General features: G+C 42.5%; 15 protein-coding genes. All 15 read left to right on the top strand.

Annotated elements, in window-relative coordinates:
- Window positions 1–51: 51 nt before the first annotated feature.
- The 15 genes from L1028_RS02010 to L1028_RS01940 all read left to right on the top strand — a co-directional run bounded on the left by L1028_RS02010 (window position 52) and on the right by L1028_RS01940 (window position 24067).
- Window positions 52–873, top strand: coding sequence for a flagellar hook-basal body protein (locus L1028_RS02010; protein WP_234530656.1), 822 nt, complete (start codon window positions 52–54; stop codon window positions 871–873).
- 10 nt (window positions 874–883) lie between these two features.
- Window positions 884–1120, top strand: coding sequence for a DNA-directed RNA polymerase subunit beta (locus L1028_RS02005; protein ID WP_234530654.1), 237 nt, complete (start codon window positions 884–886; stop codon window positions 1118–1120).
- A gap of 257 nt (window positions 1121–1377) precedes the next feature.
- Window positions 1378–1800 carry a 3-hydroxyacyl-ACP dehydratase FabZ gene (fabZ, locus tag L1028_RS02000; protein WP_042192447.1) on the top strand — a complete coding sequence of 141 codons (423 nt, stop codon included), beginning with the start codon at window positions 1378–1380 and terminating at the stop codon, window positions 1798–1800.
- 48 nt (window positions 1801–1848) lie between these two features.
- A complete protein-coding gene (locus L1028_RS01995) occupies window positions 1849–3570 on the top strand; it encodes a phospho-sugar mutase (RefSeq protein ID WP_234530652.1) in 1722 nt (573 codons plus the stop codon).
- Between the two features lie 234 nt (window positions 3571–3804).
- A complete protein-coding gene (locus L1028_RS01990; RefSeq protein WP_234530651.1) occupies window positions 3805–5841 on the top strand; it encodes a DUF5693 family protein in 2037 nt (678 codons plus the stop codon).
- Window positions 5817–6953: a polysaccharide pyruvyl transferase CsaB gene (gene csaB, locus L1028_RS01985; RefSeq protein WP_234530649.1), complete on the top strand. Its 1137-nt coding sequence runs from the start codon at window positions 5817–5819 to the stop codon at window positions 6951–6953. The genes L1028_RS01990 and csaB overlap by 25 nt, the downstream gene beginning before the upstream one ends.
- Before the next feature lie 6 nt (window positions 6954–6959).
- Window positions 6960–7715, top strand: coding sequence for a WecB/TagA/CpsF family glycosyltransferase (locus L1028_RS01980; RefSeq protein WP_234530646.1), 756 nt, complete (start codon window positions 6960–6962; stop codon window positions 7713–7715).
- A 116-nt stretch (window positions 7716–7831) separates the two neighbouring features.
- The gene (locus L1028_RS01975) at window positions 7832–8959 is read left to right on the top strand and encodes a glycosyltransferase family 4 protein (protein ID WP_234530644.1); all 1128 of its coding nucleotides are present in this window, start codon (window positions 7832–7834) and stop codon (window positions 8957–8959) included.
- A gap of 159 nt (window positions 8960–9118) precedes the next feature.
- A complete protein-coding gene (locus tag L1028_RS01970; RefSeq protein ID WP_234530642.1) occupies window positions 9119–13081 on the top strand; it encodes an S-layer homology domain-containing protein in 3963 nt (1320 codons plus the stop codon).
- 218 nt (window positions 13082–13299) lie between these two features.
- Entirely contained in the window at window positions 13300–13641 is a 342-nt protein-coding gene (locus tag L1028_RS01965; RefSeq protein ID WP_234530632.1) for a hypothetical protein, read from the top strand.
- Window positions 13642–14464: 823 nt separating this feature from the next.
- Window positions 14465–17239, top strand: coding sequence for an Ig-like domain-containing domain (locus tag L1028_RS01960; RefSeq protein ID WP_234530620.1), 2775 nt, complete (start codon window positions 14465–14467; stop codon window positions 17237–17239).
- 85 nt (window positions 17240–17324) lie between these two features.
- Window positions 17325–17861 carry a hypothetical protein gene (locus L1028_RS01955; RefSeq protein ID WP_234530610.1) on the top strand — a complete coding sequence of 179 codons (537 nt, stop codon included), beginning with the start codon at window positions 17325–17327 and terminating at the stop codon, window positions 17859–17861.
- Between the two features lie 153 nt (window positions 17862–18014).
- A complete protein-coding gene (locus tag L1028_RS01950; RefSeq protein ID WP_234530608.1) occupies window positions 18015–18281 on the top strand; it encodes an alpha/beta-type small acid-soluble spore protein in 267 nt (88 codons plus the stop codon).
- Window positions 18282–18622: 341 nt separating this feature from the next.
- A complete protein-coding gene (gene metK, locus L1028_RS01945; protein ID WP_042192431.1) occupies window positions 18623–19825 on the top strand; it encodes a methionine adenosyltransferase in 1203 nt (400 codons plus the stop codon).
- 201 nt (window positions 19826–20026) lie between these two features.
- A complete protein-coding gene (locus tag L1028_RS01940; RefSeq protein WP_234530606.1) occupies window positions 20027–24067 on the top strand; it encodes an Ig-like domain-containing protein in 4041 nt (1346 codons plus the stop codon).
- Window positions 24068–24273 lie beyond the last annotated feature (206 nt).

Here is a 24273-nt window from a genome sequence, read left to right as displayed (position 1 = left end):
CGCTGCTTATGAAATGGGTTTTACAGGTAAAGCTTATAGGAGGTTTGATCTATGAACAACTCAACGATTAGTGCAGCAGTCTCCATGTCGAGCCTTCAGCAGCGGCTTGATATTATAGCGGATAATCTAGCCAATATGGATACAAATGGATATAAGAGCAAGAAAGGCTCCTTTGAGGATGTGCTGACTCGTGTACAGCAGCAATCGGATGACTATGATCAGCCGGGCCGTGCTACACCTCTAGGTTTTAATATCGGTTTTGGGACTTATGTGCCTTCGATTACGACCAATTGGGAAGAAGGCCCCCTTAAAGAAACAGGTAATCCAACCGATTTGGCGCTTCAGGGTAATGGGCTGTTTGGAGTTCAGGTCAATGGAACTACAGCTTATACAAGACAAGGTGACTTTCACTTTACGCCTGACACCACCGATGCAAAGAAGATGGTCCTTGTAGATAATACGGGGAATCCGGTGCTGAATACAGCAGGTAATCCGATAACGGTCCCTGTGGGCGTGAATGCAGCTATCGATGAATCCGGTCGTGTATTAACGAAACAGTCAGAGAATGGACCTGTTCGGGTAGCAGGTACTATAATGATTGTAGAACCTAAGACACAGAATGCTTTAAAGGCAGTGGACGGAAATTTCTATATGCTTGCCGATGGAGTTACAGCACAGCAGGCTTTTGTACAAAGAGCGGCAGGTGAGGCGTCTGGAATTGGAGTACGCTCAGGATGGCTGGAGCAGTCAAATGTCGATATGACCACAGAAATGACAGAAATGATGCAGATTCAACGTACGTATCAACTCGCAGCTCGGGCGCTTTCTTCCAGTGATCAGATGCTAGGTCTGGCCAATAACATGCGCGGGTAGAGGTGAAGGAATGGAACGTCAGAAAAAGGTGAAGTCGGAAGACAAACCAGAAGACAAGAAAGAGGCGAAGCGGCGAGGATTATCAAAATGGGCACTCATCCAGTGGATTCTTATTCCTTTGCTTCTCGTAGCTGCACTTGGAGGCGGGCTGGTTGTCGGTTACGTTGTCCTTGGCAAAAAAGAGTTTAGCGATGTTCTACAATGGAGCACGTGGAGACATGTCTATGATTTGGTTTTTGCTCCATAATTTAAGATGATAACGACTCCCTTCTTGTTTAAGGGAGTTTTCTTTTTTATACGGATAAATGTATAATGGTGGGGGGCCTCGGGCAGCAAAAAGGGCCCTCTCCGCCATGCTATCGCATCCGGTGGAGAAAGCCCCTTATCTCAACCTCCACTTCTGCAGGTGGTGAAGGATATATATAGTTTTTACCGAAGCTGCCTAAATTTATGCAGTTCGGCGAAGAATAAATGAAATAACATCCGAGAGGAGTTTTGTTAATAATGCTGGATATCAACCAAATTCAAGAAATCATCCCCCATCGGCCTCCATTTCTGCTGGTGGACAAAATCACTGAGATTGAAATGGGGAAGCGAGCTGTTGGCATTAAAAATGTAACGATCAACGAACCTTTCTTCGCAGGTCATTTTCCGGGTTATCCTGTAATGCCAGGCGTACTGATTACAGAAGCTCTTGCACAAGTTGGTGCGGTTGCTATTCTAGGGGTAGAAGCGAATCGCGGTCGGATTGGCTTTTTAGCCGGGCTCGATGGATTCCGTTTCCGTGGTCAAGTCGTACCGGGAGATACGCTCACTCTTGAAGTGGAGATTACTCGCCTTAAGGGCAGTATTGGAAAAGGACAAGCTACTGCGTCGGTTGAGGGGAAAGTTGTTGCCTCTGGGGAAATTATGTTTGCGCTGAGCTAATATTAATTTTCAAAATAAATATTATACATGGAGAAGGAGAGATTCTTAATGACTCAATTAAGCCCAAAAGCGGCAGAAACCTTATCTCGTTGGCTGGAGAACGCCTCTGTTGATGAGTCTACGAAGGCGGAGCTGCGCGCTCTGGAGAACGAGCCACAGGAGCTCGAGGAACGATTTTATAGAGACCTAGAATTCGGAACAGGTGGTCTACGCGGTGTAATTGGTGCGGGTAGTAATCGTATCAATCGTTATACGGTAGGTAGAGCTACACAAGGTTTCGCTAAATATATTCTGGAGACGCATACTGGAGAAGGAAGACCTTCTGTTGTTATCGCTCATGACTCCCGCCGTTTCTCACCTGAATTCACACTTGAGGCTGCTCTTGTATTGGCTGCTAATGGCATTGAGGCTCATTTATTCACTTCTCTGCGTTCAACACCCCAATTGTCGTTCAGCGTGCGGCATTTGAAGGCAACGGGTGGTATTGTTATTACTGCAAGTCATAATCCGCCTGAATATAACGGGTATAAGGTTTATAATTCTGAAGGTGGACAGCTTGTCCCTGACGAAGCCGAAAAGGTCATTTCTTACATATTAGGGGTTGACACTTTTGATGGAGTGAAGCGGATTTCCCAAGAAGAAGCGGAGCGTCAAGGTCTGCTGCACTGGCTTGGTGAGAAGGATGACGAAGTTTTTACCGATACTGTCGCTGCGGTTAGTCTTGCAAGTGAGGAGATCGCCTATACGCTTGGAAAAGACTTCAAAATCGTATACACCCCGCTACATGGTACTGGTAACCTGCCAGTTCGTCGTGTGCTTGAGAAAATAGGTTTCACACAGGTGCATGTTGTGCCTGAGCAAGAACAACCAGATTCCGAATTTTCCACTGTAAAATCACCGAACCCAGAAGAACGCGAAGCCTTTACACTGGCTATGAAGCTGGGCGAAGAGTTGAGTGCAGACCTTTTAATTGGCACAGATCCCGATGCAGACCGTATGGGTGCAGTAGTTCGTGACAATGAAGGTAAATTTGTTGTTTTATCAGGCAATCAATCCGGAGCTTTGATGATTCATTATTATTTGAGCCGTTTACAGGAACAAGGTAAGTTACCTAGCAATGGTGCAGTTGTGAAGACTATCGTGACGAGCGAGATGGGGGCAGCTGTAGCCTCTCATTATGGTGCAACTGTATTTAATACGCTAACGGGATTCAAATATATTGGGGAAAAAATGACTCAATTCGAACAATCCGGAGATTACACATATCTTTTCGGTTATGAAGAAAGCTATGGTTATCTTGCAGGTAACTATGCTCGTGATAAGGACGCCGTTCTTGCGGCTATGTTGATCGCTGAAGCAGGTGCTTATTACAAAGCTCAAGGCAAAACATTATATGATGTTCTTCAGGAATTGTATGAGCAGTTCGGATACTTCTTGGAAAGCCTGGAGTCCCGTACATTGAAGGGTAAGGATGGCGTTGCGCAAATTCAAGGCATCATGAATGATTGGCGTACGAATGCACCACAAGAAATTGCGGGATCTGCCGTTACAGAGGTGCTGGATTATTCGCTAGGCTTGAATGGTCTGCCGAAGGAAAATGTACTAAAGTATTTGCTGGCTGACGGTTCATGGTTCTGCCTGCGTCCTTCAGGTACCGAGCCAAAGATTAAAGTTTATTTTGCGGTTGTGGGTGAATCCTTGCAGAATGCTAAGGACAAGGTAGCTACACTATCCAAGCAGGTTATGGCCCGCGTTGACGGGGAACAATAAAATAAGAATATAGATCGCGCTCTATATTGTGAAATTATATTTTTGAAAATATAAGAAAGTATAAGTTTCACGCCATACTTTATATCTTATATTTCTCGCATAAACGCTTACCGTCCTTGGGAGGACGCCGAAGGCGTTTAAGCTTGCGTAGAAACGGGTACCGTCTCTAAAAGGATGACGATCCGTTTCTACTTTTGTAAAAAGAGTTTTAAAGTGAAAGAGGAGGTACTTTTAGTGCAGCAAAAATGGCAACGTTGGAATATTTCTTCCCGAAAGTGGCTGTGGATCATAGTAGTGGTTGGCGTTTTAGCTGCCTTGCCTGTTGTCTATGACCGTCTGCAGACGGAGAAGTCTTCCAAGACAGTAGAATTTGTATTTGATTATCGTGATTTAGTTGAAGTAGCCAGCTATCGTGCAAATCCGCAGGATTATATTTCTGAACAGTTAGATCGTTTAAAAGATGCTGGTGTTCAGAGCATGGCGATTTACGAAAGCACGTTGGAAGATTACCGGAAGGCGCGTCGTCTAATGATGTGGGGTGCGGCTGATATCGCTAATCTTACAGATACAATCATTCCGGTGAATGAGAACTATACTTATGTTCTTTTTACTAATCCTGATTACTACCAGGCCCTGGCGCCTGTCATTAAAGAGGCGTTCGGTAATCTTGGGATTACTTCGAAGGAATGGAGTTTCCGCGGACAACAAGGTCTTATTATTGAGACTCCAATAGAAGATGCTACACTGAAGCCACTTCAGCCGGATCCATTTACACTGGAGATGCTGCATGACAAAGGGTTCACCATTGTACCGCGTCTTGTGGATTCTTTGACTTATAATAAAGCGACAGTTGAGAAGCTGTTGGATCGTTATGAAGAATTGGGTGTTAAACGAATCCTATTCGAGGGAGAGTCCGTTAAAGGGTTTAATGATGATGCCGATACGGCTAGTATCACTGACTTTGCAAATCTCCTTAAGGAACGTGGAATCGGAATTGCAGCGATTGAAAATATTAAGAAACAGCAGAAGGGCTTTAACAAGCTTGCTTATTTGCTGGACTATAACGTAACACGGTTATATTCCCTTAGCGAAGGGGATTCTGGCCTAGATCCAAAAGTGATCTCGGATCGTTTCGCGCTGGCGACAAAGGATCGCAATATCCGCATGATTTATTTAAATACGATTCCTTCACGGAATACAGCTAAGGCACAGATTACGGATACGCTAGACAATCTTGTCACGAGTCTGAGTGATCCTGGTGGTGCCGTTGAGCAGATCAAAGACAATGGGTTTAAGTTAGGACAAGCTACGGCTTTTGAGGTTGTAGATTCGTCTTATCAGCGTTACTTCAAGCTAGTTGCGGTAGTTGGCGCAGTCTCTTTAGTAGCGCTGCTAATTTCTTACTTTATTCCATGGCTTACGATTCCTGCATGGGTGCTAGGATTACTGGGAAGTGCAGGCCTCATGGTCTTGAAACCAGAGCTGTTTGAGCAGGCCCTGGCGCTAGCGGCTGCAATAAGTGCACCAACCCTTGCGGTTGTACTTGCTATTCGTAAGGTCAATGAAATGGGACCTCCTCTACGGAGCAATAACCTTACCTATAAGGCTATGAGCCCGCAACGTCGGTTTACGCATAGTCTGGTGCTTTATTTGAAGACTTCATTAATTTCTTTGAGCGCTGTGCCATTCGTGATCGCACTGCTCAACAACATAACCTACAGTCTAGTGCTGGACCAGTTCCGTGGTGTTAGTCTGCTTCATATGGCGCCCATTGGCCTAGTGGCACTATATGTACTTTTGTATCGTGGGGAATTTGTTTTCAACAAAACAGGCAAGCTGCTTAGGACACCTATTACACTGGCTTGGGTTATTGCCGCTGCGGTTCTTGGAGTAGTAGGTATGTATTATTTGAGCCGAACCGGAAATGGTGGTAACGTAACACCTTTAGAAATGGCCTTCCGAACATTCCTGGAGAATACGGTCGGTGTTCGGCCACGTAATAAAGAGTTTTTGCTAGCCCATCCACTCTTAATTCTAGGTGCATTCCTAGCCTTTAGGTACCGGAGTGCAGCGTTTATCATGATCATTGCCGTAATTGGTCAGCTCTCTATGGTGGATACCTTTGCACATATTCATTCACCTGTTCTGATCTCGCTGGTTCGTGGATTGCTCGGTCTTGGACTCGGACTGATCATTGGTGTAATTGCCGTAATCGTATGGCAGATTGCAGAAGGGTGTTGGAAACGATGGTCGCCACTCCTAAAAAGATAGTTATCTCAGGTTACTATGGTTTCCGTAACAGTGGAGATGAGGCGGTGTTGCAGTCCATTCTAATTGCACTGCAGAAACAATCTCAAGCTTTGGGTGTATCCATTGAGCCTATAGTGTTGTCCATCGATCCTGAGTGGACCAGCGCCACATATGGAGTGAAATCCGTGCACCGGATGAAGCTTGTTGAGGTTCGTCAAGCTATTTATGAGAGCGCTGGTCTGATCAGCGGCGGGGGGAGCTTGCTGCAGGATGTCACAGGCAGCAAGAGTATTCCTTACTATTTAGGTATTATCAAGCTTGCGCAGTGGATGGGGAGACCAACCTTTATCTATGCTCAAGGTATCGGGCCAGTGAATCGCAAACTTTTTCACCCTTTAATCAAATCCGTGTTTCGTAAATGTACCTATATATCTGTGCGGGATGAACAATCCCGCGAGCTACTCCTATCTATGGGACTAGAACAGAAGAACGTAGAAGTTGTTCCTGATCCGGTTATGGGCTTGTCTTTGCCAGAGGACACGGATGCATCTACACGATCCTCAGAATTATCTAATTCACTTCCGGTGATCGGGATATCGGTACGTTATTGGGAGCAAGACCGCAGAGAACTAGAGGCTCTTGCACAAGGCTTGATTAAGGCCAACCGTGAGGTTCCGTTACATTTGCGATTTCTCCCTTTTCACACCCCTTCGGACAATGAGGCTTCACGTTATGTGATGGATAAGTTGAAGGGAAGTATAACCGAGCATGGTGGGCAGGTCAGTATTTGTGAGGATGCTATTCACCCGCAGCAGATGCTACGGGAAGTGGGACAATGCGATGTTCTGATTGGTATGCGACTTCATAGCTTGATCTACGCGGCTGGAAGACGTGTTCCACTGATTGGTATTTCTTATGATCCGAAGATCGATCATTTTCTAGATAGAATTCAGTGCCATCCTGTTGGAGCAACAAACACACTTGATGCTGAACATGTTGATGCCGAGATTGTTCATCTTTTGAACACAGGGCAGGAATGGAGAACAGCTAGGGAAGATGTCATTTCCAAGTTGATTCAAGAATCAGGGGCACCAGCTCGGCAAATCGTAGAATATTTTCACCATAAAGGATGATCTAAAGTGAAAGCAGAAAGCGCGGTACCTACAGTTCCTATTTTTGGAATTAGAGTCTCGAAAGTTGATATGGCAGCAACGGTTGCCTATTTGACGGAGGCTGTTCATACCCGTATCCCGCATCAAGTGATTACAGCTAATCCAATTATGGTTATGGCTGCACTGGAAGATCCAGCTTATATGGATATTATGAAATCGGCTGAATTGGTTGTCCCCGATGGGACAGGCGTTGTATGGGCTGCTAATTATTGTAATGAGCCGGTATCAGAACGGGTAGCAGGCTATGATTTGTTACATGAATTGATGCGACAGGGTGAAAGATATAACTGGAAGGTATATCTCCTTGGTTCTACTCCTGAAGTGATTCGGGAAACCGCTGAAAGGTTACAATTGCAATATCCGGGTGTTATCATTGCAGGATATCACGACGGTTATTTTGGTCCGGATGCAGATGAAGAGATTATTGCTGGAATTGTTAAGGCTAATCCTGACTTATTATTTGTTGCCAGAGGTGCGGATAGTCAGGAACCTTGGATTGCTAAATATAAGTCCAAACTGGGCGTTCCGATCATGATGGGGGTCGGCGGCAGCTTTGACGTAATCTCTGGGAAGAGCAAAAGAGCGCCATTAGTCTTCCAAAAAATGAGAATTGAGTGGTTGTACCGTCTCCTAAAAGAACCTACACGGTACAAACGAATGCTTGCACTGCCGAAATTCGCATTAAAAGTGGTGCGTGAGAAAGATAAAGTAACAAAAGTCTAGCAAAATGCCGATATTCACCTAGAAAATGAGAAAAATAGCCTAAATAAAGGATTGGAATTTGTTTTTGTAACAGCGTATAATTCAATGCGGTAGAGAAATGGGGGTCGACTGATCAAATGTTAATCATATACATCGCTGGATTTATCGTATGCATGGGACTCGCACTTGGCCTCACACCTTTGGTGAAGAAATTCGCCATTAAGATTGGTGCAACAGATGTGCCGAATGCTCGTAAAGTGCACACGAAAATTATGCCCCGCCTTGGCGGATTAGCTATTTTTCTAGCGTTTGTGTTAGGCCTGCTTGCCGTATTGCCGATTATTCCATACGAGTTCACTCCGCGGGAGGTCAACTTCATCAAAGCGCTGCTGTGTGGTGGCGGACTGATTGTACTTATCGGTGCACTCGATGACCGATTCGAATTATCAGCAAAAGTGAAGCTACTGGGCCAAATTATCGCAGCCTGTATCGTTGTTTTCGGTTTTGGTATTACTGTAGACTTTGTGAATATTCCATTTAACAATACGTATTCCTCACTGGAGAGCTGGATTGCTATCCCGCTTACGATTTTCTGGATTGTCGGTGTTACCAATGCCGTTAATCTGATCGACGGGCTGGACGGGCTCGCGGCTGGTGTATCAGGAATTGCAATTGCTACGATTGCGGCAATGGCTTTCGTGATGGGAAACACCATGGTAGCAATGCTGTGTCTGTTGCTTCTGGGCAGCATCATCGGATTCCTGTTCTTTAACTTCCATCCTGCTAAGATTTTCATGGGAGATACGGGTTCGCTGTTCTTAGGCTTTTGCTTGGCATTACTTGCTTTGCTAGGATTTAAACAGATTGCAGTGGTTTCGTTTATTACACCTTTGCTTATTATCGGTGTACCATTGTCGGACACGTTCTTTGCGATCGTGCGCCGTAAGCTGCAGAAGAAACCAATCTTCGCACCAGATAAAGGTCACTTGCATCACTGTCTACGCGAGCTTGGCTTTAGCCACCGCCAGACTGTACTTATTATTTATGGTATTGCTGCATTTTTCGGTATTTTAGCGGTCATTCAATCATCCGCAGCTCTTTATGAAGCGAACTGGGTTACGTTCGTGGTCATCTGTATCATGCTCTTCTTCTTGCAAATCGGTGCTGAAATTACAGGCTTGATTGGTAAGACTAAACGTCCAGTGATTAATTTCTTTTTAAGAATGCGTATGAAGGCTAATCCGGAAAGAGGCTCTAAGTCCTAAACGACCAAGCAATTATTCTAAAATTTTCTAAACTTAACAAAACTCATCCGATTTCGGATGAGTTTTTTGTTGTTTTCCCTAAAAATATTGATACATATGACCGATAAAGAACAAAGTGAAGGTTTACGAGAACTTATACTCAAAGGAGAGATATAACACATGCAACGCTTTAAGAGACCGTTCGTTTGGCTGATGCTGGCGGCTTTGATCGTTTCTATGTTCCCAGGTAAATACACGCCGATAGCGGCAGCGGCTACCACGACATACTTCAGTCCGGATGATCTCACGCTGCGAAATACAATTGAGCTGAAACAGGAGATTGTGCCGGATAGCGATCCGAATGCCCAATATAATATTTCAAGACAAACCGTTTATAAGACAAGCAATCCGAATTTTTCGATTACCGGTACGTATGCACAGGTAACAACTTCTACAATGAAAGTTACTGTACAGCAATTGACTCAAAATGGTAGTAAATGGGTTACAGATGCTACCCATTCGACTACGGGCGCAGTAACCACTGATACAACAAATCCTACTAACCGTTTTATTGCTAGTGGGCTCACATTGTTTACAGGATACAATAAGATTACTTTTTCTGGAATGCAAGGTACTTTAGAACGCTCAGAATCATTTTATGTTCTCTATGATAAGGTTCCTTATATTTCCTCTCTGCAAGTTCTTGGAGGCGGACCTTCTGCTATAAATTTGAATGAGGGAACTAAGGTTGTTGTTCCTAATCAACAGATTACGCTACAAGGTAATGTGACCAATGCTACTCGAGTGGGCGTTTCATTGAATGGAGGATCATCACTGCAAACCTCGCTACTTGAGGATGGTACATTTTTCACTCCAGCATTAACGCTGAAATCAGGGGAAAACACGTTGGAGATCGTTGTGCAGAATGCAGCGGACTCGATTACTATTAAACGTTCAATTTATTACTTTAATACAAACAGACCTTTTACTGACTTGCAGATCTATCATGGTGATGGATCGAACTATAAAGCTCATAACATTCTTGATAATGTTCCTACACTGACTGCTTCAGATACTACTGCTAATATCATAGGACAAGTTCTTTTACCTTATAGCGCAAGTGATAAATCCTTTGAAGCTGATCATACTGTCAAGATTAATGATCAGGTAGTTCCAGTTAAAGTGTTGAAATCATACACGATTTCGGCAGATGGTGTTTATGTACCAGTGGAAGGTAATGCTGGAGATCAGAAGGAAATAGTTATTCCGGGTCCAGATGGTGTGACTCCTCAATACCGACTGGTTTCTTTCATAACTACATCGCCATTTACCCTTACTTCGGGATCTGGCAACGTGGTACTGTCCATTAAATATGGTTCTTACGAGACTTCAACCAAAGAAAGTTATAAATATTTGAAAGATGAGACTGTGATTACAGATATGTTTTATCTTTCAGGATATAAAGAAGCTGCAAGTGTTGATATTTCTTCCGTTTCAAAACTAGCGTTGAATGGTTCTCAGGTTGAAAAACCCGATTTCTACATTTTGGTGAAAACAAATGTTGCCCCAAAAGCAGGAGCGATATTGCAGGGTTCTTACCTACCACTGGGTGCTTCGCTAGTCCTGACAGAACAGCCTAATGTCACAGGCTTAAAAGCTAATGAAAAGGTGTATAAAGTTGAAGGATTCTCAAATGGCCAGCAAAAGGTGAAATTTCAATTTTCGGGGTCTCAATCCTTTTATAATGCCGATATCGCCTATGTTTCTAAGAACTATATCTATGTAGCTAATTTGAATGATGGACAGACCTATACTTTTAATTCTGCTACTGGCTCTAATAGTATGACTATTTCTGGTGAGTATATTGGATTTGAAAGCATCGGTAATCCTCAATTCTTTATTAATGGGATTTCGAACGATAAAATAAAAACAACTGCAAAACCAAATGGCTATGAATTTAATGTAACACTGACGAATCCAAAGTTTTCCTTTGATTTACCAATATCCTCCGCAGGTCCACTAGTTTATGGTGAGAACAAGATTGTGTTTGTTGGAACCTCGATGGATAAGGCAAATAATAAAAGGGAAGTTCGAAAAGAACTGCGAATTTATATCATCGATACGAATGTCTCTAATTTGTCACAGTTCCATCCGGCTATATCTAAGGGACGGTTCGATTTTACCCATGATTTAGTGAAGGATTACACTGATAAAGAGCTTAATGACATTCTTGGATTGACTTCTGAGTTCATTTATAAGGATGAAAAATTTGTTACTAGCCAAACTAAATATGATTTGGTGTTAAGAGGCGGGGCGGCTACTAAGCTTAACCTGTACCAAGGATCAGACCTGTTCCTTTCCTTTGGTAGTGAAGTTTTGACTGGAAATGCCTCTGGACACAGGAAGCTAAATGAATTCACCTATAATAATCAAAAATATTATTATGATTTCTCCGGTAACAGCACGGAATTTATGCTTCGAATTCGTGATATCCCAGCTGAAACTGCTGGAAGCATTGTATATAATCTTGAATTAATCAATGACACAGGTGCACGTACGAATCAGCGTCTGGAAGTTGTTCGTGAAGTTTCTCCCTATCGCGTACTGTCCCCGGTGGCAACCGTAGGTGAACAGATCGTCGTTAACAAAAACTTTGTTCGTTTTGATATTGAAGCTGAAGGTGCTACAAAAGTCATTATTGATAAATATGAGGCTGAAAAGCGCACTGATCTGCCGAATCGTTTCACTCTGGATTATGTAGGTTTAAAAGCAGATAAAGCCACAACAATTAAAATTCAAATTGTTCGCGCTGATTCTACTCTCAGTGATAAGATAAGCGTGTATTATGCGAGTGCCGTTCAAGTAGATACGCAGTATATGGCTGAGAAAGTTGCAACGAAGTATAGTGCGTTTAATAAGGGACTAGAGCTGAGCTTCCCTAAAGGTACACTTATGAAAGGCTATACTACCTCAGGTGCAGCTAAGTACTATCCAGATACAAAACTATTGTTCGGTATTGCTGATCCATTGGATGGTGTTGTTGAACGTAAAAATGATTATGGCAATACTATTAACGTCGATGCTGATGCACGGACTCCAGGCGGCTTGAGTACGTTGTTGATCCCTTCAGATCTTGTATTACGTTTTAACTCAACAGTAGAAACTAATAACTTCTCACGTGTTTCCGATATCTATTGGCTCAGTGGTGGACTTGGAGAGAAAGGTACGAAGGGGACTGCTCTTTATAAACCAGCCACTAATGGGATAGCTCCTTATTCTATAGAAGGTAATTTCACACAAATTGAAGCTGAACGCAAAATTGTACCATCTCAGCGAGGTGATCTTACACTAACCTTTAATCCAAATATTGTTGATGAGGTTGGTTCCACAATCACAGTGTTCCGTTATACAGATTCAGGGCAATGGGAGAATATTGGCGGGGAAGTAGATACGAAGAAACACACAATTACTGTTCCATTTGATCAATTCGGATATTACACTGTCATGAAACTTCGTCGTGGATATACTGATATTACTAATCATCCATGGGCAAGAAATATTTTGAATGGTCTTTACTCTAAAGGCATTATGAAAAATTTGCGTTTTGACCAATTTGGTGCCGATAATACAACAACACGTGGAGAATTCGCTACGTTGTTAGTGAAGGGCTTGAGCCTTCCATTAAATTATAATAATAATCAGCAGACGTTCTTCGATATTGTACCTGAAGCAGTTTCTACAACTTGGGACTTCAAACATATTGAGACAGCAGCAAGAGCTGGTATTATTACTGGATTAAGCGATGGTTTCTTTGGTCCGGATCAACCTGTTACGCGAGAACAGGCGGCTGTGATGATCGCTCGGGCACTTAAGCTGAAAATGTCTACAAATGACAATAAGTTGTTAACCAGTCTATCTAAATCTTTTGTAGACACCGGTAATATGGATTTCTACTCTCGGCCAGCTATTGAAGCAGTTTCCAAGGCTAAGATCATGGAAGGCAGCGCAGTGACGATTACAGGGCAAAAGAAGCCAGTATATAATTTTAATCCAAAAGGTAAGCTTACACGTGCAGAGGCTGGTAAGATTGCTGTAGAACTGCTCAAAAAGAGCACAAGTATTTTCCCGAAAACTTTTAATTAAAGCATTAGAATAAAAAAACGGCCAATTTCGTAAGAAACATCTGCGGATTGGTCGTTCTTTATTCCAATTAAATGGTTAATATTATTCATTTTTACAGTTGGATAATAGTCAACTTAGAGAAAAGTGTAAACTTACCAGAGACATATATTTTGTATTCTGCTTCGTTTTACGATACAATAACTGAGAAAATATTATTTTCTGAAAGGTGAAAGCCAAACATGAAACCGATTTTAGCAAAAGCACAGTTGGATTACATGAAAGCCAAGAATATGTTTGAGAATAGAGCAAAAGTGTTAGAAAAGGAAATTGCGGCTAAGCGGGTACTACAGGAGATTACACAGGAGGTTATGGAGGAACTTGTGCAGGCTACAGGATTCCATGATTCTTACAATGAGCTTGTCGTTGCTGAGAACGCTCTGATCGAATGGTCTCATACTACAATCAAACATGAGAAGAGCTACCGCGAGAATCGCGCAGCTATTGATGCAATGTATGACAATGTAAACTCAAGTCCTGAAAAGCGTCAGGAATTGATCCAGTTATCTATGAAGATTCGTTAGATCATACTGTAATAGAAGCAAGCGCCGGCAACGGCGCTTTTTTGTTGCGTTCAGCATGGATGTTATCAGTATGGAAAGCTTCGAATCGTGAAGGTAAGTAGTAGCCATTAGCTTACGAATCATCGATGCAAGAGGAACAGAAGGCTAACCAAGAAAGAGCATGTTAGATTGAACCTAGAAGAAAAAGTTTCTAGATTACAGCTTTAGAACTAAGGGGCGAATCTCAGAAGGGGAACCTCATATAATCGACTTACGGTGATTTGAGAAACAGGGAGATCCTCTCCTGCATACTCAAAATTTGTAGGAATGTTTAAATAAATAGCACTAGTGTTAATGATTCTTAGTAAATATTGTATAATGACGATTGGAAAGCGACTATGGTATACTGTTTTCCGTAGCAACCCAAGATTAACAATAGTTAGTAGAACATACATATGTATCTTCTATTGGGAATGTATCGGGAAAATAAAAAAGAAATTATTTTTTAAGAAACCGCAACTTTTCCAAATCTTCTGCGTTTAAGGTGTAGAGTCACTTACACAGGCAGTTGAAATTAACCAGTGGTAAAGCCAATTTAACAAAATGGAAAAATTAGCTTTACGTGACTTGAGGCACATTGTATAATACTTAGGTATAATTAGGAATCTAGTATTGTCATGTCCTGATCATTATTTACCAGTTTCTGTGATACCCGTCACAGACATTATTTATACTTAATTTGCTCAACTCTGGAAAGGGGGTGCATCGGCTAATGAGTGACACGAGCTACTCAACTAAAGAAAAATCTCAGTTTATGAACGTCCAAGGAGGAGAAAAAAAGGTTATGAAGAAAATTTTATCCGTAGCATTATCTACAGCAATGGCATTCTCGATGTTTGCCTCTGTAGCGTTTGGTGACGCAGCAGCAACTCCGCAACAAAAATTTGACGCTTTGGCAGCAAAAGGTATTCTCAATGGGTACCCAGATGGTCAAGCTCACCTTGAAAAAGATCTTACTCGCGCTGAATTCGCGAAGATCGTTACTAAATTGTTCGATCTTACTGAAGTAACTAACAAATTGTCTTACAAAGACAAAGGTTACAACGCTAAGAACTGGGCAGTTCCTTACATCGAAGCTGTTACTGCAGCTAACTTGATGCAAGGTAAAGATACTGTTAAAGGTATCTTCGACTACAACGGTAAAGTAACAGTTGAAGAAGTAGCGGCTGTATTGTTCCGCGCTTTGAAACTGGAAACACCAGCTACAACTGACAACACTGCATCTGCATGGGCTAAAGGTTATGCTCAAGCGGTAATCAATGCTGGTTTGATTGCAAAAGACACTAACTTCAAAGCTAACGCTAGCCGTTCTTTGGTAGTTGAAACAGCTTATGCAGTTGATCAACTTGGTCAAAAGGCAACAGTAGCATCTGCTGAAGCAGTAAGCCCAACTAAAGTAGTTGTTACTTTCTCTGACAAAACTACTACAACTGTTGAATTGACAACTGCTCTTGTAGCAGGTGTTGAAACTACAATCAACTTTAAACACCTTGAAAAAGATTACACTGCAAAAGTAACTTTGGCAGCTCCTAAGGTTGTTTCTGTAGAAGCTCCAAACGCTAAGCAAGTTGTAGTTAAATTCAACCGTTCGATCGCTACTGATACTTTGGCTGAATCCAGTAAAGTTATCGAAGGCGTTGTAAAAGTAACTAAGGTTGGCAACAAAGAAGATGAAGTTGCTAATGCAAATGTTTCTTTCAATGCAGACAACACTGAAGCTGTAATTACTTTGCCGGGTGTTAAAGCACTTAAAGGTAACTACACAGTTGTTGTAAGTGACGCTGTGACTACTAGTGCTGGCGAAAAGGTTCCTGCATTCACTTCGTTGTTGACTGTAGCTGATACAGTTGCACCAACTGTTGCATCTGTTAGCTCCACAGCTAAAGCAACAACTAAAGATGTTTATGTTAAATTCAGCGAGCCGGTTAAAACAACTGGTATTATTGCTTACGTAAATGGTAAGAGTGCTTCTGTATCTGTTCAAAATGATACTTACACTGAGTTCAAATTGACTGCAGATACTTTGGAAAGCGGTAAGACTTATGACGTATCGCTTACAAACGTTACTGACTATGCTGGTAATGTAGCTAACCCTAACCCAATCAAAACTACAGTTACTGTAGTATCTGATGTAGCTGCTCCAGTAATCAAGAGCGTAACAGCTATCAGCGACAAATTTGTCGAAGTTGAATTCGATAAAAACGTTGAGCGTGCTTCCCTAGTAGGTAATGTTCGTTTGCTTAACGCTGTAGGTGAAAGCCAAGGTACTTTCCGTGTAGTTACTTCTGACAATGGTAAGAAGTTCACTTTGGAAACTCCTTTGAGCAGCTTCCCTAGCACTGGTACATTTACTGGATCAGTTCTTTTCGGAGCAACAGTTAAGGATACTCTGGGTAACATCCTAGGTACTGAAACTAAAAAAGATATCACCTTTACTAAGGATACAGTAGCTCCTACAGTAACTACTGCTACTTACACAACTACTGCAACTAATAAAGGTCTTGTTCTTAAATTCTCCAAAGATGTCGTTTATGCTGGTAAAGGTGATGTATACCTGATCAACGAAAAAAATGGTGAATCCACTAAATTGACACACAGCGCTAGTAGCGTAGTGGGAAGCGGCAAAGCATTTACATTGACTGGCGTGAATGTTCCTGCTGGATCGTACTCTGTACGTTTGCCACAAGGACTATTCAAAGATAAGTCCTTCTCGGCTAATGAGTCCACTGCAACTGTATTGACTGTTTCTATCGGTAGTGCTTCGAATGATACTACTGTACCAGCATTGTACAGCTTCAATGCTGATAATAGTGGCATCGTGTTCAAAGATAGCCAACTGACTGTAGGAACAGCAACTTATAGCGATATCACAATCGAAGTCAATCTGTATGATGCAGGTGGCTTGAATAGTACTTCCATTAGAGATATTAATAGTTACACATTAGGTAACAAAGGTCTGCCTAATGGATCTTTCGTAACTATCGATACTTTAAATGCTAGTGGTGCGAAGATTGAAAGTGCAACTAACCCAACTTATGCTCGTGCATATGTACACATTCCAAGCTCCAGTGTTGAGAAGACTGATAACTATGAATTCGTAGTTAATGGTGTTACTGATGTAGCGGGCAACCCAATCGATGGTTCCGCTTCTAAGAAAACAGGTAAGTTGACTAGCAGAATTGCTCCAGTCTTCACTTCTGCTGTAGTATCCAGCGGTAGTTCTACTGAACTGATCCTCGGATTCACTAAGGATCTGAACGAGAAGACTACTGATGTTGATATGAAGAGAGATCTGAAATTCTTCATCAACTCCGATACAACTGCTGTTGATCAAAATGATATCTATTCAATCACTAAGATTGAGTATGGTTCTGACAAAGGTAAATGGTCTGTTAAGTTCAAGAAACATGCCATCGACAACAAAGTAACTACAAATGAAGTACTTGATCTTAATAGTAATGATGTTAACAGAATCATAATTAAAGTCGTAAAAGACGCTAAACTTACTGATACTGACAACAATGTTATCAAAGGTGAAACAGAAATCTCCGCTAAGTAATCTCCGATTACCGAAGCACAGAATAGCCTCTTCGGAGGCTATTCTTTTTTTATAGGCATTTACCCCCATAAGAGGAGGAATTTCATTGAAATCGGTATGGAAAGTATCAACAGCAGCTGTATTGCTGGCTGGTGGTGTATGGGCTGGTTCGCTGCTGAATGTTACTGCTGAAGGTGCAGGTGTGGGTTCACAGCCTGGCACAGCAGATGATCCAGTGGTTACCAAAAGCTATGTTGATCAGCAAATTCAGAAGGCACTTACAGGTGGTACAGGCACAGCTCCAGTAGCTACAGCTACTCCGAGTCCAAGCTCAGCTCCAACAGCTACAACAAACCCAACTACTAGCAGTAATGAATCCGTAATTGTCGATGTGAAACCAGGACAAACCTTAATTGCTTCCGCAGGCGCTGAATTTATCGTTCGTGCGGGTAAAGCGGTTATCTACTCTCAGGATGCAAATGGTGTTGCTGATTTAACTGATGGTAAAGATCTTGCCAATGGAGTAGCTGCGCCGACTAACCATTTATTATCTTTCCCTCGTGATGGTCGTGGTATTACTGTGCAATCAGGACAAACTCTTGGCCTTGTTGTCATGGTTCGTGGTGGATATACACTAAAATAATTTGTAATAGTATATATTCATAATGCCCGTAAAAGTACTTAATCATACCTTCAAACTGATTTCCAAAGTTACAAATCATTGGCGCGATTGAAGAGTAGATGTTGGACGCACAATATTCCTGTAATCTTACAAATTCACAGGAGGTGCTGTAACATGGCACGTAATAATCGTACAGTGGTACCAGAAAGTCGGGCAATGCTGAAGCAAATGCAATATGAAATTGCAGCTGAATTCGGTTTATATGGAGCGCATTATGGAGGCGGAGCAGACACAGAGTTTGCTTCTGAATTAGGAGCAATCGGAGGTAGGGGTTCTAGCCGTAGCCAGTATCTTGGACATCTTAGTTCAAGAGATAATGGCTCTGTTGGCGGAGAAATCACGAAGAGACTCATTAAGCAAGCAGAACAGTCTCTTCTTTAATAATATCAGGGTGAAGGAATTCTTATTAATCCTATCTGATATTTCTTTTTAATACTGTGGAATCAATATTTATACTGTGATGGAGGGGCTTCGGAGTAATTGACACCACCCCCCAAATAAGATAATATGACTTTTGAGGAAAGCCTTAGACCTTTTCCATATGGGAAAGGTTCATTTTTTGAAGAGTTTAGTGAATATAAACATGAAATACTGCAATCATCCTTCATAAAAAGAAACAGGCTTCTGAGTTGTTTTGTTTTATATTTTTTTTATTTGGCCTGTGTGATTATAAAGGAACTCCTTATACAGTGTCAGACTAACCATAAGGGAGGTTGTTATACTTGTCTATTAAAGGGCGTCATTTGTTTACTTCCGAGTCCGTGACGGAGGGGCATCCGGATAAAATCTGTGACCAGATTTCCGATGCGGTACTCGATGCATTTTTAGCTAATGATCCAAATGCACGTGTAGCCTGCGAAGTAGCAGTAGCAACTGGTCTTGTTTTGGTGATCGGGGAAATCAGTACCAAATCTGAGTATGTAGATATTCCTGCCATCGTACGCAATACCATTAAAGAAATTGGCTACACTCGTGCAAAATATGGTTTTGATTATAATACCTGTGCAGTGTTGAGCTCACTGAATGAACAGTCAGCTGATATTGCTCAAGGTGTAAACTCTGCTCTCGAGCACCGTGATCCAGCACAATTGGCTGAAGAAACAGCAAATATTGGCGCGGGTGATCAAGGCTTGATGTTCGGTTTTGCTACGAATGAGACACCAGAACTGATGCCGTTACCGATCGCTTTATCTCACCGTATTGCTCGCCGCTTATCTGAAGTTCGTAAGAACGGGACTTTGGAATATTTGCGTCCTGACGGGAAGACACAAGTTACGATCGAGTATCAAGATGAGAAGCCTGTACGCGTGGATGCTATCGTAGTATCTACACAGCATGCGGAAGAAATTTCTCTTGAACAAATTCAGGCAGATATTAAAGAGCATGTAATTATGCCGGTTGTTCCTGCGGAACTGCTCGATGCTGAAACTAAGTATTTTATTAACCCAACAGGACGATTTGTGATTGGTGGTCCTCAAGGGGATGCCGGTCTGACTGGACGGAAGATTATCGTTGATACGTATGGCGGATATGCTCGTCACGGCGGCGGTGCATTCTCTGGTAAGGATCCAACTAAAGTGGACCGTTCTGCGGCTTATGCAGCTCGTTATGTGGCGAAGAATCTTGTAGCTGCAGGTCTAGCTGATAAATGTGAGATCCAGCTTGCTTATGCCATTGGTGTGGCTACTCCTGTCTCGATTAATGTGGATACATACGGAACAGGTAAAATCAGTGAGGAAAAAATGGTTCAACTGATCAGCAACAACTTTGATCTTCGCCCTGCGGGTATTATCTCCATGCTTGATTTACGTAAACCGATCTATAGACAGACTGCAGCATACGGCCATTTTGGACGGACTGATGTTGATCTTCCTTGGGAACGCGTAGATAAAGCGGAATTACTCAGAGGTCAGGCAGGATTGTAGTTAATTATATGTTCTTATAATTCGTTAAGCCCGCAAGTTGGCACTTAGTGTCAGCTCTGCGGGCTATTTTTATATAATGGTCAGTATTTGGATTGATTCTAATCATAGAAAAGTAGACTACTAAACTTTGCAAGCCCTTTAACCGAAATATAAGAATATACATAAAGACGTTAGTATGGTTTGAGAGGAGTCTATCACGGCATGAAAAGAAAAGTTTCAATATGGACGGCACTTTTTCTAGCGGGAGAACTGGTACTTGGAGCAGGGTATCCTTCTATCGGAATTGGAATATCGGCAGTACATGCTGCAGCAGAGTTTGGCATAAGCGTGTCGCCAGCACCTGGAGCAACCTATGTAAATATCGGATCATCTCTTAAATTAAGCTTTGATCGTCAAGTAAACCCACAGGCTGGAGAAATTACGATCACGGGTCAGGGTGATAGTACACCTTTTGTCACGATTCCTATTGGTAGTTATGGTTTAATTGGTAGTTCAAAAGACTACGAGCTTAAATTAGGGCCAAACCAACAGTTCACTCCGAATAAGGTATACACTGTCACAATTCCCAAAGGATTGTTCAAAGATAATGAGGGTAATGAATCAGGACTTACTTCATGGGCATTTACCACCGCTCCTGAGAGTAATACGGCTATCACGGCAGGCAACTTTTCACCGGCTAGTAATGCAAGAGTAGATGCCGGGAGTTTAAAGGAACTTAGCCTGACACTAAATAAGCAGCTGTTAAAAGGTGGGGGCTCTATCCGAATCCTATCCTCAGCAGATAATACAACAGTGCAAGAGTTCAAAATCAAGGATGATGACACTAGAGTTAACGTTCAAACGGATGCAAACTCTACTACAGTTAAATTATCATTGGATAAGGCTTTGGCAGCCGGAGGGAATTATTATGTTCTTATTGATGCCTACGCTTTTAAGGATGCCGATAATCGGACGTTTGCTGGTATTTCTAGCGGGAATGTATGGAGTTTCTCTACGAAAGGTGTAGCTGAAATTCCGATGACTCCATCACCGGCTAACGGTGCAGGTGGTATATCTACCACAGGAGCGCTACAGCTCACTTTTGACCGTCCTATGATGCCTGCATCAGGTGTAATTACGGTGTCCCCAGGGGCAGCTAACGATGCTAGAACAAGATGGCTTAATGTGAACTCCCCAGCCGTTACTGGAGGAAGCAGCAGAACCATAACATTGAATCCAGCATCATCAGCCTCACCTCTGCTAAACGGCACACAATATACAGTTACGATCCCCCAGGGTGCTTTTTATGATCAAGATGGAAATGTATTTCCTGCCTCGGGCCCGTACACTTGGACCTTCACAACGGTATCTTTGACTGGACTTGGCGTAAGTGCTTTGAATCCATCTGATCGAAGTGAATCTATTGCTAACAACAGATCCTTTTCGATCGCTTTTAATCGGGATGTGAATTACAACAGTGCAGTGGCCAATGGTGTGGCTCTATATAAAAGCGGAGGATCTCAGGTGCCGGTTAACGTTACTCGGAGTACCACTACAGCCAAAGAATTTATAATCACACCTTCTGTAGCGTTAGATAGTGATTCAACTTATTACATTGATATCGCTAAAGGGGCTTTTGTAGACGCAAGTGATGCTAACGTTCTATATGACGGATTAAGTGGTAAAAATTCATGGAGCTTCAAGACCTTGTCTCTGGATAAGACAGCTCCACAGCTCACATCAGCACAGCTTGAGAATAACCGAACCATTCGTCTGAAATATAATGAGTCTCTCAATTCATCCATAGCGCTGTTAACCTCAAGCTTTGGAGTTACGGTGAACGACGAGAATCGAGCGATAGAAAGTGTTTATATTCAGGGAGACAGTACCTACTTGGTGCTGAGTACAGGAGTAGCAGTTGGGCAGATTGTAAAGGTCAGCTATAATGGCGGATTGCGGACGATTCAGGATCCAAGCGGAAATGCAGCGAGCACTTTTAGCTCTAAACAGATTACGAACTCCATCGAGTCCTCCATGCCGACACCTAAAGACGGGAGAATCACGGGAAGATCAGTAGTATTAAATTTTAACGATACACTAAAGCCCGTTTCTTATTACGCTCATAACCAGTTCTCAGTGACTGCAGATGGAAGCTCACTTGGGGTCAACTCGATCAGTTCCAGTGGCAATACAGTATATTTAACATTGGGCAGTGAAGCATCAAATGGACAGAACGTTCGGGTGTCCTACTATGCAGGTTCGTATCCTTTGCTGAATTCTTATGGACAAAATATTGCGGACTTTACTGATTTCAATATCCGTAACAGTAACGATACGATTGCGCCAGTGTTTCAAAGTGCAACCGGAGGCGGCACTAAAATCATTCTGAATTATAATGAAGGCTTGTCTACAACCAATCTCCCACTGAATAGCCAATTCTCTGTGTTAGTGGGCAGCACGCCTAATTATGTGACTAATGTATCGGCCAGCGGCACTCAGGTTACTTTAACGCTTCAGACAGCGCTCGCGGTTAAACAGAATGTGACCATATCTTATGTGCCGGGTTCTGCCGGGATAAGTGATTTGAATGGGAATCGGGCAGCGTATATTAACCTGCAGCCTGTATCCATCTCAGAAAACAGCGGCACTACTATACCGGAGATTAATTCAGCGACAGTTTCAGGTGACGAGTTAACAGTTACTTTTGCAAAGAATATGCAGGCATCCGGTTCCCTCTACGCCAATCAGTTTGGAGTTAGAGCAGATGGCAGTAGCTTGGGAGTGCAATCCTACTATATCTCAGGTAATATTCTAAAAATAACGTTATCCTCGGTTGTAAAGACCGGTCAAACAGTGGACCTGTCCTATATGTCTGGTACCGGGACGATTAAGGATTTGAGTGGGAATACACTATCCTCATTCTCAGCTTTATCAGTTCAGAATCTAACCGGCGTGACCACTGGATCTGGAAATCGTCCATCCTATCTGGGAACACTTGCAACGAGTGAATTTGGAAAAGAGTATGCACTATTAAAGAGCGATTCCTCGCAAATTGTGGATGACCGTTCTGTATATAATCAATCTGTAAAAAGATATACTTTAAACGCAGATCGAATAGCTGCCAGTTATGAATATCTGTATAAGATGAATAATGATGTATTGGCTTTTGAGGTTCCTTCCACGGAGCAAGCAGCTTTTGTGACTGCTCCGCTAAAACCATTACTAGACGCGGTAAATCGTAATAAAAATACTAAGTTCATGATTCGTCATGGAGATAACCTATTTAGCGTAGGGCTCGATGATATTGATATGAATGGGCTGGCGAGCAGCCTGATCTCGGACAGTAAAAATATCTCGCTCGTGTTCCGCTTGGATAAAGTTCCAGCAGGTACATTTACACCTTTTGAGCAAAAGCTACAAACAATGGGTATGCGAACCATTACTAGTCTTATGGATGTTCGGGTGACGGCGATCGTTAGCGGTAATTATTCGAATGCTAAGGCACTGACTGTACCAGGAGAATATACCGTACGTACTACTTCTTCATTAAATAGTGCGCAGACATCTGCGGCCAGATTGGACCTTTCCTACTACGATGCGGCTTATCTACCTACAAAGGTCAGTACGGTCGGTAACTATACGGTTATCCGTGCTCGTACCGCTGGTAATCAGATATTAGGGACGTTCTTATCCACCCGTGCTTTCACGGATATGGGTAAGCATTGGAGTAATGCTATCGTAGCTGAGCTTAACGCAAAGAATATTATTGATAGCAGCTACGGTAGTACGTTTAATCCGGAGAAAAAAATTACCCGTGCTGAGTTTGCTATAATGCTCAGTCGAGGTCTAGGTTTGTTAGGAGATCGTGAAACCGCACAACGTTTCCGGGATGTGCAGCCTTCCACACAAACGGGAGACTACATTGGCGCAGCGGCTAAGGCAGGTATTATTACAGGGAATACGGATGGTACCTTCCGTCCGAATGATAATATAACACGCGAGCAGATGGCGATCATGATGATCCGAGCGATGGAATATACCAATCATCCTATTACCCTAAGCGGTACTTCTGCCTCAACACTTGCAAAATTCAAGGACAAGGCAAAGATTCAGAATCAAAGTGCGGAGTTCGTCGCAAAGGCAGTGCAATCAGGGATTATCTTGGGTATGACAACAAGTCAATTTCAACCCCAGGGAAATGCCACGCGTGCACAAGCTGCCGTGATGCTGCAGCGGATGCTGAAACAGGCAGATTACTTGTAAACAACTCTTATAAACAACGAAATAAATGGTAAAGTCCGGCAATTATGCCGGGCTTTTTTTGTCGTTTAATTATGACAATTTCGATTCTATAAAGCTTGAAATCTCTCAATTTCGCAACTTTTTGGCTTGTTTTCAGTCTATTAAAAGAGTACTAGAAAAATAGGAACCAGTTTCCAGACATTGATATGGACTGATAGAGTACAAAA

The sequence above is a fragment of the Paenibacillus pseudetheri genome, assembly GCF_924513355.1.
Lineage (GTDB): Bacteria > Bacillota > Bacilli > Paenibacillales > Paenibacillaceae > Paenibacillus_AQ > Paenibacillus_AQ pseudetheri.
Note: the sequence above shows the minus strand (reverse complement) of the source record. Positions and strands in the feature narration are given on the sequence as shown.

Coding starts and splice junctions, on each gene's coding strand:
- L1028_RS01965 (WP_234530632.1), top strand. CDS start 13,300: ATGAAACCGATTTTAGCAAAAGCACAGTTGGATTACATGAAAGCCAAG.
- L1028_RS01950 (WP_234530608.1), top strand. CDS start 18,015: ATGGCACGTAATAATCGTACAGTGGTACCAGAAAGTCGGGCAATGCTG.
- L1028_RS01960 (WP_234530620.1), top strand. CDS start 14,465: ATGAAGAAAATTTTATCCGTAGCATTATCTACAGCAATGGCATTCTCG.
- L1028_RS01940 (WP_234530606.1), top strand. CDS start 20,027: ATGAAAAGAAAAGTTTCAATATGGACGGCACTTTTTCTAGCGGGAGAA.
- fabZ (WP_042192447.1), top strand. CDS start 1,378: ATGCTGGATATCAACCAAATTCAAGAAATCATCCCCCATCGGCCTCCA.
- L1028_RS01995 (WP_234530652.1), top strand. CDS start 1,849: ATGACTCAATTAAGCCCAAAAGCGGCAGAAACCTTATCTCGTTGGCTG.
- L1028_RS01975 (WP_234530644.1), top strand. CDS start 7,832: ATGTTAATCATATACATCGCTGGATTTATCGTATGCATGGGACTCGCA.
- L1028_RS02005 (WP_234530654.1), top strand. CDS start 884: ATGGAACGTCAGAAAAAGGTGAAGTCGGAAGACAAACCAGAAGACAAG.
- csaB (WP_234530649.1), top strand. CDS start 5,817: ATGGTCGCCACTCCTAAAAAGATAGTTATCTCAGGTTACTATGGTTTC.
- L1028_RS01970 (WP_234530642.1), top strand. CDS start 9,119: ATGCAACGCTTTAAGAGACCGTTCGTTTGGCTGATGCTGGCGGCTTTG.
- L1028_RS02010 (WP_234530656.1), top strand. CDS start 52: ATGAACAACTCAACGATTAGTGCAGCAGTCTCCATGTCGAGCCTTCAG.